9 protein-coding genes are annotated in these 11,912 nt (G+C 67.6%); 4 read left to right on the forward strand and 5 right to left on the reverse strand.

Features of this window, described 5'->3' with window-relative positions:
- Positions 1-1,290 (reverse strand): ATP-binding protein (locus D7X32_RS39485; RefSeq protein WP_158625841.1); only part of this gene is annotated, 1,290 nt, incomplete at its 3' end.
- A 65-nt stretch (positions 1,291-1,355) separates the two neighbouring features.
- Complete coding sequence (locus D7X32_RS39490; protein ID WP_244239439.1) at positions 1,356-1,628, reverse strand: hypothetical protein; 273 nt, start codon at positions 1,626-1,628, stop codon at positions 1,356-1,358.
- A gap of 75 nt (positions 1,629-1,703) precedes the next feature.
- Here D7X32_RS39490 and D7X32_RS39495 point away from each other — a divergent pair, with 75 nt between their 5' ends.
- Positions 1,704-2,777, forward strand: coding sequence for a hypothetical protein (locus D7X32_RS39495; RefSeq protein WP_120607687.1), 1,074 nt, complete (start codon positions 1,704-1,706; stop codon positions 2,775-2,777).
- Between the two features lie 53 nt (positions 2,778-2,830).
- On the opposite strand, the gene D7X32_RS45760 is transcribed toward D7X32_RS39495, so the two are convergent.
- Positions 2,831-4,993, reverse strand: a complete 2,163-nt coding sequence (locus D7X32_RS45760; RefSeq protein ID WP_158625842.1) for a hypothetical protein — start codon at positions 4,991-4,993, stop codon at positions 2,831-2,833.
- A gap of 112 nt (positions 4,994-5,105) precedes the next feature.
- On the opposite strand from D7X32_RS45760, the gene D7X32_RS39505 reads away from it, so the two are divergent.
- Positions 5,106-7,292 (forward strand): RCC1 domain-containing protein, encoded by a 2,187-nt coding sequence (locus tag D7X32_RS39505; protein WP_120607688.1) that lies wholly within the window; start codon positions 5,106-5,108, stop codon positions 7,290-7,292.
- Between the two features lie 6 nt (positions 7,293-7,298).
- Here D7X32_RS39505 and D7X32_RS39510 read toward each other — a convergent pair whose 3' ends face one another.
- Complete coding sequence (locus D7X32_RS39510; protein WP_279635658.1) at positions 7,299-8,759, reverse strand: metallophosphoesterase; 1,461 nt, start codon at positions 8,757-8,759, stop codon at positions 7,299-7,301.
- Positions 8,760-8,888: 129 nt separating this feature from the next.
- Between D7X32_RS39510 and D7X32_RS39515 the strand changes: the two genes are divergently transcribed.
- Together D7X32_RS39515 and D7X32_RS39520 are read left to right on the forward strand one after the other, a co-directional pair.
- Positions 8,889-10,229, forward strand: a complete 1,341-nt coding sequence (locus D7X32_RS39515; protein ID WP_120607689.1) for a restriction endonuclease fold toxin 5 domain-containing protein — start codon at positions 8,889-8,891, stop codon at positions 10,227-10,229.
- A gap of 14 nt (positions 10,230-10,243) precedes the next feature.
- Complete coding sequence (locus D7X32_RS39520) at positions 10,244-10,966, forward strand: immunity 52 family protein (protein ID WP_120607690.1); 723 nt, start codon at positions 10,244-10,246, stop codon at positions 10,964-10,966.
- A gap of 9 nt (positions 10,967-10,975) precedes the next feature.
- On the opposite strand, the gene D7X32_RS39525 is transcribed toward D7X32_RS39520, so the two are convergent.
- Positions 10,976-11,912 (reverse strand): TIGR02266 family protein (locus D7X32_RS39525; protein WP_341868170.1); only part of this gene is annotated, 937 nt, incomplete at its 5' end.

Raw genomic sequence — 11,912 nt, forward strand, 5'->3', positions numbered from 1 at the left:
CCCATCAGCTCCCCCCGGTTCGGGCGCGAGCTCCCCCCGATCGGATGGGAACTCCCCCCAATCCGCCTCAAGCTCCCCCAAATCCGTATGGGGGAGCTCCCCCCGATCCGCGGCCAGGGTCTGTCCCACACTCACCCTCAGCGTGACGACCACAGCGCCCGTGACCTCGGCGAACTCCGGGCAGGAGAGCCCGGCGGCGCGGCACATCTCGGCGACGCGGTTCGTGCCCCGGCCCCACTTCTCGATGAGGCCGGCACGATAGAAGACCTCCGCGATGATGGGATTGCGCTGCACGGAGAGATGCGGACGTGTCAGCGACTCAGGCGTGATGCCCATCGGGTATCGCCCCGCGCTCCAGATCTCCACGCGGTCGTCGAAGATGGCGAGAGCTACCGCGCCACCCGCGATGCTGTAGTCACGGTGGATGAAGGCGTTGACCAGCAGTTCGCGCATCGCATCCGGCGGGATGAGCGGACGGTCGACGCGCTGCAGGCGCCCCGGTTCGATGCGGCCGGCCAACGGGAAATGCCGCTGACAGAACAGCTCGGCCTCCTCGAGCAGCCGGAAGGCGGGTCCGCGCAAGTTGCGTTGATCGAGGAACTCGGTCTTGTCGGTGCCTCGGAACCGGGCCATGCGCAGCTCGCACTGGGGATGGTGGGGAAGGAACGTCTTGCCAAAGAGCACGACCGCCGCGCGCAGGAGCCTGCCCTTGTGGCGTACGCCAAGACGGTCGAGCAGCTCGGGCAGGCCGCGCCCCACCGGTCCCACGAGGCGCCCCGCCGAGCGCGCCGCTTCGACGATGCGCAGCACCTCCTCGCGGTCGAGCTCCTGGAGTGGAACCTCGTCGGCCTCCTGGTTCTCCCACCGGCGGCGGCTGTGCGCACGCTCCAGCAACAGCAACTCATAGCGCTCCTGCGCCATCTTGCGGGTCGTGTTGCCCACCCGCTCGTAGGCGCGGCCGTCGAACGTGTACGGCACGGAATCACTGATGCCGCCCACGGTGAGCACGAGGACGCTCCGTCCGGAAGCGATCTCCACGCTCTGGATGTGGAGGTCGAGCGGGGGCTCGAAGCGCTCGCGCGCGGTCGCGATGTCATGCAGGGTCTGCTCGCTCACCTGCTGGCCAATGAGCTCTCCGCCTGGTTTCACGCCCAGGAGCACCCGGCCTCCCTGGCCATTCGCGAAGGCGCAGAGCGTGTGCATCGCCTCGCGCAATTCACCTGTCGAGCGCTTCAGCTCGAGCGTGACGGATTCTCCCCTGGCGGCGAGTCGGGCGAGGTCAGGAATCATGGCGGGCCGCCTCTGCATCATCCGGGCCCGCCATGTCCCAATGTTGTTCCCTCTGGACCGAAGCTTCACCCTCTCGCGCGGCGTACGGAATGGGACCGTGCGTTTCCGCTGCGAGACGGTGCGCCCTTCGTGCGGTTGCTGTACTCACCCTCGCAGAACGTGTCCCCACGGATGTCGTCGAAGTTCTCCTTCAGGTTCGAGCGCAGCTCCAACCACGCCGGATACTCCGGCCGGGACGACAGGTAGGACGTGGCATCGACATCACTGGACCGCGACTGCGCCAACCCCACGGACGAAGCGGTCACCTGAAGGTCATCCGGCTTTGACCAGAAATTCAAGTAAAGCTTCTTTCACAAATATTCCACGGTGCCGTCTAATGACGGCCTTCCCCCCAAGGAAAGGCCGGTTCCCCCATGCGGTCATCGCTGCGCCGTCTTCCCCCTGTCCTGAAGTTCGCGGCCGTCACCACGGCCCTGACGTGGCTCTCCGCCTGCGGTGAGGGCGTGCTGGAAGAAGAGGAGCTGTTCGCACAGGGCCGTCAGGCGCTGGTGAACGGCGTGGGCTCGGCCGCGGCGCGGGCGGCGCTCACGAAGCGGTGGGCGCCCATCCACTACCAGGACGTGGACGTCACGGGCTCGCACTCGCTCAGCGGCAAGTCGGACTTCCTCACCCGCGTGGACTTCGACGGGGACTGGAGCGGGACGAACAACTGGGACAACACCGGCTCGCGAGCCCTCACCGCGCACGCCTACCAGTCGGTGGTGGAGACCTCCACGCACTGGTACCTGCTCTACACGTTCTTCCACCCGCGCGACTGGTCCGACTCCATCTTCGACACCGAGCACGAGAACGACGGCGAGGGCGTGCTGCTCATCGTGAAGCGCGACGGCAGCGAGTACGGCTCGCTCGTGGGCTCGGTGACGGTGGCCCACAAGGACTTCTTCTCGTTCGTGCCGTCCGGCAGCCCACTGGCGTCGGGCTCGGAGTCCATTGACGGTACGCTGTCCATGGCCTCCTTCGAGGGCCAGCTCCACCCCATCACCGCGCAGGAGGCCAAGGGGCACGGCCTCAAGGCGTGGCCGTACTACGACATCGTCGGGGACGGCGTGAAGTACTACCCGTCGCTCACGCTGGCGGAGCAGCCGTCGTCCGCCACGGACGCGGACGTGCGCTACAAGCTGCTCGACATCTACAGCCCCACCGACGGCCTCTGGACGCGCCGCGACCTCACCACGCTCTTCGCCTCCGACGGCACGTTCCGGGGTGACACCGGCGGTGGCTGCGGACTGGCGGCGGGCAACTGCGGCACCAACTCCGCGAACGCGCCCTGGGGCTGGGACGACCAGAACGACGGCCCCATCCTGCGCGGTGAAATCGCCAAGGACCCCGCGAAGCTGGCCGCGTACTACTTCAGCCCGTCGTCGCAGTTCTCCACGACGTACACGTTCAATCCCTTCCAGAACATCGGTGATCCCAACCAGCCGTGAGCCGGCGAGGCCGTGCCTTCCTCAGGGAAGGCACGGCCCCGGGCTTCAGGAGGCTAAGGCTCCGTCCAGGGCGTGTGGCTGATGGGGCCCTTGATGAGGGTGAAGTACCGCGAGGTGTTGGCGCCCAGGTTCACCCAGCCGAACCCGTCGATGACCCGCGAGGGCACGCTCAGCGCGATGGACACGTTCGCCACGTCGCAGTTGCCCAGGATGTGGCCCACGCGGATGGGCTTGCTGGCGGACGTCTGCGTCTTGGTGACCAGCGACGGCGCGGGGGTGACGACTCCATCCTGCGCTAGCAGGGGAATGTTCCCGCTGCCGCCGGACACGCGCAGGCTGTAGGAGCCGGAGCCCTGGGGTTGCCAGGCGGTGAAGTCCAGCTCCACCAGGTCGTTCTTGGTCACGTACGCCAGGCAGCCGCACTCCAGGGTGGGGTACACGCCGGCCGCGGGGGGCGTGGTGCTGGAGCCCACCCGCGGCAATTCCAGGCGCACGCCGCAGCGCGTGTTGTCGATGAACAGCAGCCGCGAGAACGAGCCGCTCGGGATGGCCTGCTTGTTGGCGTCGAAGAAGTCCACCGTCAGGACGTTGTGGCCGTTGTCCGCGGTGGAGGTCCTCAGCAGCCCGCCCAGGTAGGCGTTGTACCAGAGGTCCGCCGGGTCACGGATGGGGAACAGGCCCCCGGTGGCGTTGGTGGGCTGGTTGTTGAAGCGCGGCGGCGCGGCGGTCGCGTCCCACTTGAAGTCGTAGAACGTGTCCGTGATGGAGCGCGTGAGCCCGGACGCCAGGTTCTTGAGCTTCACGCTGTAGAACCGGACCCCGCTGTTCCAGGCCAGCGGGTGGTTGATCATCAGGCTCAGGTCGCCGCCGAAGGGCAGGTTGGGGTAGCCGCTGAAGTAGTAGCCGGGTGCGGTGCTGGTGTTGGCCTTGCCGTCGTCCGGCCCCGGCGAGGAGGGGTTCTGTTCGGAGTTGTTGATGTAGCCGAACGGAATCAGGCCAATGCCCAGCATCAGCACGTTGGACACGGTGATGGAGCGGCTGAAGCGGCCCAGCTCCGTCGTGCACGCCACGTACAGCGTGCTGTCGGAGACGACCTCGATGCTGGAGGGGCCAGGGGCCGTGGACGGCGTGGTGCCTTCCGTGGTGATGCCCCCGGTGAGCAGGTCGATGCGCGCCACCTCCCGCGTGTCGGTCAGCGGGACGTAGAAGGCGCTGCGCTCTGGGTTGGCCCAGGCGAGGAAGCCCAGCTGCGTGGTGGTGAGCTGGTAGGTCTGCAGGGGCACCTGGATGGGCGCGCTCCCTCCGACGAAGTCGGAGATGTCCACGGCGAAGATCTTGCCCGTGGACTCCGCGATGTAGGCCATCAGCGAGGGGCCGCTGCTGGACAGCAACAGGCCCTTGCCGTTGGAGAAGCCCGTCACCACGGGCCACGTCTCCTGCGTGGTGAGGGAGATGCGCCAGAGCTTGTGGGCATCCACCACGTAGATGAACTCTCCGTCCAGCACCAGCTGCTGCGGCTCGTCCAGGGGCTCGTAGGTGATGGGCTGCGGCTGGATGCTGAACTCGGGATAGGGGCTGAGCGCGCTGCTCGTCCGGGGCGCGGAGAGGACGCTGTAGAGCCCGCTGCTCATGTCTTGAGCGGTGACGTACAGGGCCGTCTCATACTCGGAGACGACCAGGTCCCGCACGTCGGTGAGGCCCGCCCCGACACGGTAGGGATTGGGGCTGAGGGTGTAGGTCACCCAGTCCATCCATGTCTGGGTGCCCAGCTTGTAGATGCGCAGCTTGGCGTAGTGGTACTCGGAGGCGTAGTTGATGCGGACGGCGTAGAAGCGCCCGGTGGTGGACGTGCCGTTCTCCGGCAGGGAGTTGTTGTTGGGGACCGACGCCCAGTTGGCGGCCTCCAGGCTCGCGGGGGTGATTTCCGCCAGGGAATTGACGCCGCTCAGCGGCAGGATGCGGGCGAAGTTCTTGGCCAGCAGGTTGGCACCCGCGGTGTCCCACTGGATGTCCGTGGTGGCGAAGACGTTGAAGTTGAGCTGCTGGCCCTTGGCCACCACCTGGCTCCGGGACACGAGCTGGGTGGCGGGGTTGACGGGCATCCACCACACTTCGCCCGTGCCGACATCCGTGTAGTACAGGTGGTCCGCACCGGGGGTGTAGTGGGTGGCGGTGACATTGCTGAGGGAGGGGATTCGCGTCTGGTATTGCATCATCGCGGCATGTCTCCATCACTGCGTTGGCGGGATGTCCACCAACGCGGAATACCCTGACATGCCCGTCTGACATTCCTGACGCACATGGAGTCCGTATGGTTATGCTGGCTCCATGCGAAAACTCCTCAAGGCGTCCTGGTGGGTCGTTGCACTGAGTCTGTCGGTGGTCCTCACAGGTGGGTCCGCGCTGGGCGCACCCGTGACGCCGCCCTTCACACACCTGTCGTCGGGAGCGCTGCATTCGCTGGCGGTTGCCCGGGATGGCTCGCTGTGGACCTGGGGGTACAACAGCGCAGGCCAGTTGGGTCTGGGCACCCTCACCAACGGCATCTATCGGCCCACCCGGGTGCCTGGAATGTCTGGCGTCATCGCCGTGGCCGCGGGAGGGAGCCATTCGCTGGTGTTGCGTGCCGATGGAACGGTCTGGGCCTGGGGGGACAATGCGTATGGCCAGCTCGGTGACGGCACACAGACGCGGCGCCTTGCGCCCGTCCAGGTGCCAGGCCTCCCGCGCGCCGTGGCCATCGCGGCGAGCTCCAGCCATTCGCTGGCGCTGATGGACAACGGGGCGATCTGGAGCTGGGGGGACAACACCGCCGGGCAACTGGGGGATGGGACCCGGACCTCGCGGCTCTCTCCCGTGAAGGTGTCTGGGCTGACGATGATGAGGGCGCTGACCGCGGGCAACCGGCACTCCCTGGCGAGGCGTTGGGATGGGACGGTCTGGGCGTGGGGTGACAACGGCTTTGGGCAGCTTGGAGACGGTTCCACGACCTTGCGCGAGGTGCCGGTCAAGGTTGCTGGCCTGACGGACGTGACGGCGCTGGCCGCGGGCCAGAACCATTCCCTGGCGCTGCGCACCGATGGGACGGTCTGGGCCTGGGGATGGAACGCCTACGGGCAGGTGGGGGATGGAACCCAGACCCAGCGGCTGTCGCCAGTCCAGGTCGCTGGCCTGACGGGCGTGACGGCGCTGGCCGTCGGCGCCCTCCACTCCCTGGCGCTGCGCTCCGATGGCGCGGTCTGGGCGTGGGGCGACAACGCGGAGGGGCAATTGGGGGACGGCACCGAGTCGCAGCGGCTCACGCCAGTCCAGGTGTCGGGGCTGGCGAACGGGATGGTGCTCTCGGCGGGCTCCCGCTATTCACTGGCATTGAGGACCGATGGCTTGCTGTGGGCCTGGGGAGGGAGCGGCAGCGGCGAGCTGGGTCTGGGCATCACCATCTGGAAATTCTCCCCGGTTCCCGTGGTGGGGCTCACGGACGTCGTCTCCCTGGCCGGGGGATACTTGTCTTCGGTGGCGCTGCGCTCGGATGGAACCGTCTGGGGTTGGGGCCAGGATGGACACGGGCCCGTGGGCAGCTCCGCGAGCTTCAGCGCCGTCCCGACACGGGTGCCAGGCCTCCAGGACATTGTGTCGTTGGGGACAGGCTCCACCCACTCGCTGGCGCTGGGCGCTGACGGTTCAGCCTGGGCCTGGGGTGAGAATGGGTATGGACAATTGGGGGACGGCACCACGACGCGCCGTCACTACCCCGTCCAGGTGCTGGGGCTCTCGGACGTGGTGGCCCTGGACGGAGGCGGAAACTTCTCGGTGGCGCTGCGCTCCGACGGCACGGTCTGGGCCTGGGGCGATAACTGGTGCGGGCAGTTGGGGGACGGCACCACGATGTCTCGTTCCTCACCCGTCCAGGTCCTGGGGGTGACGGACGTCGTGGCCGTGGCGGCGGCGGGTTATCACGCGCTGGCGCTCCGGTCGGATGGGACCGTCTGGGGGTGGGGGTACAACTATGCAGGCCAACTGGGAGATGACAGTCATTCCGCCCGCCTCATCCCCGCGCGGATTGAAGGCCTGACGGATGTGATGGCCGTGAGCGCCGACGGTCTTCATTCCCTGGCACTGGGGCTGGATGGGACGGTCCAGGCGTGGGGTGACGTCATCGGCTACTTTCCAGGAGCGAGTTCCGTCATCCAGTTCTTTCCCACCCGAGTGCCTGGCCTGACTCAAGTGGTGACCCTGGTGGCGGGAGCACACCATGCCTTGGCGCTTCGCTCGGATGGAACGCTCTGGGCATGGGGTCTCAACAACGGCGGCCAACTGGGAGATGGCACCTATCTGGTCAGCCATTCTCCCGGCAAGGTCACGGGACTCATGGGCACTGCCCTGCTTGCCGCGGGGGAGTACCATTCCCTGGCGTTGCGCACGGACGGGACCGTGAGTGGCTGGGGCGCGAACTACAAGGGAGAGGTGGGGGACGGGACCGCCCCGTTCTTCACCCGCCCCGTCCGGATTCCTTGAGGACCGTCAGCGCACCCAGTTCACGTTGCTGTACGCCTTCACGCCGTCCGCGCGTTCCGTGTTCGTGAGCGGCGCGTAGACGCGCGTGCTGATGGTGTTGGCCGCGGTGTCGACCTCCACGAGCCGCGTCGGGTTCGTGGTGCCGTCGTGGAACGTGTTGAGCATCTGGTAGATGGTGTTGCCGTTCACGCCGGTGTCGGTGCGGTAGGCGGCGTTGCCCACGTGGCCGGAGAAGACGAAGCGCACGTTGGCGTACTGCTTGATGAGGTTGTCGAACACGTACTGGGGGCTGTTGTTGCCGTAGCCGCCGTTGGACTGCTCGATGCCGCCGCTGCCGTTGAGGTGCGAGTGGGTGATGATGATGACGTTGTGCTGGGGGTACTGGGCCAGCACGGTCTTCGCCCAGTCCACGGCGTTGGTGCGGGCCCACAGCTCCAGGTTCAACACCAGCCAGTTCAGCCCGCCCGCGCTGAACGTGTGGTAGGCGTTGTCGCACTTGCCGGACTCGAACACGCCGCCCAGGGCCTTGAAGCGGGACAGCGGGAAGTAGGTGTTGAAGGTGGTGGTGTTGCGCAGGTTGGCGTTGACGTTGCCGGGGCACGCGCTGCCGCCCTGGCACACGGCCGCCGTGTCGTGATTGCCCAGGGCGATGGCGTAGGGAATCTGGGCGGTGTCGAGCACCTGGTATGAATCACTGGCGCGCTGGTAGTGGAGGTGGTCGGGCGTGTCCCAGTCCATCAGGTCTCCGGTGTGCATCACGAAGCGGATGTCCTGGGCCGTCTTGTTGTCGGCGATCCACTGCATGCGCTGGGTGAGCCGGGTGGGGGCGTAGACGGTCTCCTGCTGCGTGTCGGGGATGACGACGAAGGTGAACTTCGTGTCCACCGGCGCGGGCGTGGTGGGGGCGGCGTAGAACTTGATGCCTTCGTTGGTCCAGCCCGCGGTGGTGAGCGCGTCGCGCTCCGCCTGGGTGACGGCGTGGCGGTGCTTCTTCAGGCCCGGGTTGTCGAAGCGGTAGACGGGGACGAGGCACGCGTCCGCCGTCTTGGAGGCATAAAAGCCAATGCCCTCGTCGGTGGTGAAGCCGGAGGCGATGAGGTTCGAGCGCTCGGTGGCGTCGATGGTGACGATGTGTTCACCCCGGCTGGGGCTGTAGAGCCGGTAGACGGGGGACAGGCCAGTGCCGGAGGAGCTGGCGGCCTTGAAGGGCGTGCCCCGGTCGTCGGTATAGGCGTAGGTCGTGGCCGCGTTGGCGGCCTCCGTCGCGTTGAGGGTGAGCAGGCTGTCGCCCGAGGACGGACGGACGCGGTGATACACGGGCTTGCTGAGCGCGGCGCAGTCCAACGCCGCCGTGGTGCTGCCCACGTCCTGCGCGGGCGCCGGCTGCGGATCCAGCGTCTCGCCAGGACCACAGGCGGACAGCATGCCCGTCAGGGCCAGGGACGCGATGAGGGAAAAGGGCTTCAAGATGGGACTCCCGGTGAAGTCTAGGTGTTCGTGTTAAAAATGGATTGCCTGGAGGCGCATAGCATTGGTGATCGGGTCGGCAAAGACTCCTGTTGAGGAGTGTCGCGAGCGTCACAGGAGCAGGGCCGGATGAACGCGCGCACGGCCGGGGTGTGGGGGTTGTGGGTCGTGTTGATCACGGGCTGCGCCAGTGGGCCCACGGTGCGGCTGCGCACGGAGCAGGGGACGCGGACATACGCTCCGGACACCTGGGACCGGCGGGTGCCGGTCAGCGCTCGTGATTTCGAGGACGCGCTGACGCGCCTGGTGCTGGAGGTGCCGCTGATGGTGCGCTCACCAAGGGTGGTGCGCACGGTCGCGAGGAAGGGGGCGCAGCTGGACCAGGGGCTCGGGTTCATGCTGCGGGACCGGTACGGACGGTGGTGCCGTGCGCACGAGGCTCCGGGGGATTGCCTGTCCCTGCTGGAGGATGGGGCGGGTTTCAGCGAGATGGATCGGCTGACGCTCGCGGTGGGCATGTCGCTGGAGCCCTTGCGCGCGAGCATTGGTGAGGCGCTGCAGGACACTTTGAACCCGGCGTTCTTCGTGTCCGTGGTGTCGGGGGCGATTGCGTCCTGGGTGGTGCTGGCCGCGGCTCCGGAGCCCGTGTTCACCAAGGCCGCCGCGGTGATTGCCGCCGTGTTCCTGGCGTACGTGGGCGTGCAGTCGTTCCTCACGGTGGTGCGGGCGTGCGGCGCGCTGAAGGACGCGACGGACCGGGCGAAGACGTTCCAGGAGTTGGAGGAGGCGGCGGACGTGTTCGCTCGGGCATTGGGGCCGGAGGTGGCGCGCGTCTTCGTGCTCGCGGTGACGGTGCTGGTGAGTCACGGCGTGACAGTGGGGATGTCGTCGGCGCTCACATTGATGCCGGGCTTTCCGGACGCGGTGCGGTTGGGCTCGGCGCAGGTGGGCTTCAACCCAGCGGTCGTATGGGACGTGAGCGCGGTGGCGGTGGTGGGTGGAGTGGTGGAGGTGACGCTCGCGTCCACGGCGGTGTCCATGGCCGTGATGGGGCCGCCTCCTTCGAGCAGCTCAGGAGGCCCGGGCAAGTGGGTGCAGGTGAATGAGTCGATGTCCGACCGTGCCCGCGATTATCAGGCTCAGGTGACGGGAGCACCGAAGGGTTCCGCGTACCGGTTGCAGGATGGGGACACGGTGGTGGACTACGACGGCTACGACCTGGTGGACGATTTCCTGCTGGAAGCCAAGGGCCCGGGCTACGCGAAGTTCATCAAGGACGACATGTCGCTGAAGGAGTTCTACAAGGGGTTTGGAAAGGTACTTGAGCAGGCGGAACGGCAGGAGGCCATGGCCCAGGGAAGGCGCATTCGCTGGATCGTCGCGGAGGAGCGTTTTGCCACCCTTCTCAAGAAGGCATTTCTAGAGATAGGGCGCAGCATCGAAGTCGTCTGCATCGCTCCGATTCAATGAGGAGTTCTGGAACCATGTCCGAGACGTACTACGCAGGTTGCTATTGGCTGGCGCGACTGGAGCCGGTCGAGGCCTGTGCTCAGCGTCTGGCATCTTTCATCCAGCAGTTGGGCCCATTGGAGCCCACGTGGAACCGCTGGCATCAAGCGGCGGCCAACTTCGAGAAGGCTCGGAAGCGTCAAATTCAGCCGGACGAAGCAACGCTCGCGAAGCTCATGAAGAGCAAGGCCCATCGATTCATGGACCGCTCCAGTTTCTGGCTCTGGGCGGGTGACAACGAAGAGGAGACCTCGGGTACCCACGGCTTCTGCGGAAGTGCCTCTCCACACAGCCCCTCCGTCTGCGTCGTCACCACCGGCAGCCGAGGCAGTGTCGGAGAGCGTTTGCTGACCGCTCCGGTTCTCACCGGAGTGATGCGGGCCATGGCCCTGGCATGGGAGCCAGAGGTCGGCATCGCCACCTCCCATGCGCATCTGGAACAGCTCAAGGTCGATCAGTTTTCATCGCCCGGGACCTTCGTCGGCTGGGTCATGTACTTCGCCGACTTCCGAGGCCCCGTGCCCCCACTGCCCGCGCCCGTCCAGGTGGAACACCTCCCGGACCGGGGCACGCTCATCACCCTCACGCCGGAGAAGTTCACCGTCTCCAATCCGGCCCACGTCGCCCTGGCCGCGGACGTCCATGCGCGCCTCCAGGACGCGGGGCTGCTCCGGCCCCTGCGCCCCTGGGGCACCTGAGCGCGGCGCTCAGTCCGGGTAGAACATCGGGTCACGCGTGGCCACGAACGACGAGATGGCGTGCGCCACCTCCGGCGGCAGCGTGGTGAACTGCACGCCCACGCCCGGCATCAGGTCCGGCGTGCGGTCGTTGCCGTCGCGTGCCCAGCGCACCACGCCGTTCACCGTCAGCGGCCGGCCCCCGGGCAGCGTGAAGTCCAGCTCCACCGCCGTGCCTCGCGGCACCGCCTCCACCGTGGCGATGAAGATGCCGCCCTCGCTGATGTCCATCGAGAAGCCGGTGAAGAAGTTGGAATCGCTGCGCGTGTCGATGGTCGTGTGCAGCCGCACCCGGCCCGCCTTGCGCCCATCGCTCTTCGCCGGGGTGGCGGCCACGGGCGCGCGCGCCGGGAGCCGCTCCGCGCGCGTCGGCGTCTCCTCGGACGCCTTCGCCCCGGACGGCCGCAGGGCCGGGGGCGGGACGACCTTCTGGGTCGCCGCCTCCGCCGCGCGCCGGGCCTTCTCCTCGGCTTCCGCGCGGGCCTTGGCGGCGGCCTCCACGCGCTTCAGGTCGGACTCGGCGGACGACAGCGCCTTGTCCACCCGGGCGGCATCCTCCTGCTGCACGCGCAGTGCGGATTGGAGGTCCAACCCGGCCTGCCGGCGCGTGTCCAGCGCGGCCTCGCGAGCGTCCAGGGCCTTCTCCCGCAGGCGTGCCATCTCCGGGGACGGCTCGGGGGACTCGGTGTCCTCCAGCCGCATGGCCCACTGGGACAGGCGCGAGTCCCCGGCATGCTCCGGCCGGGCCAGGGCCTGCCGCACGCGGGTCAGCCGTTCGGTCAACGCGGCGGCGTCGGCGGTGGCGCGGGCCACCTGTTCAGCGAGCTGCGCTTCCAACCGGGCCATGTCGGCTTCGGCGCGCGCCAGCTCGGCTTCCCGGGAAGGGGTGGGGGACGGGGGCATGCGT

Origin of the sequence: Corallococcus carmarthensis, from assembly GCF_003611695.1 — a bacterium.
GTDB classification, from domain to species: domain Bacteria; phylum Myxococcota; class Myxococcia; order Myxococcales; family Myxococcaceae; genus Corallococcus; species Corallococcus carmarthensis.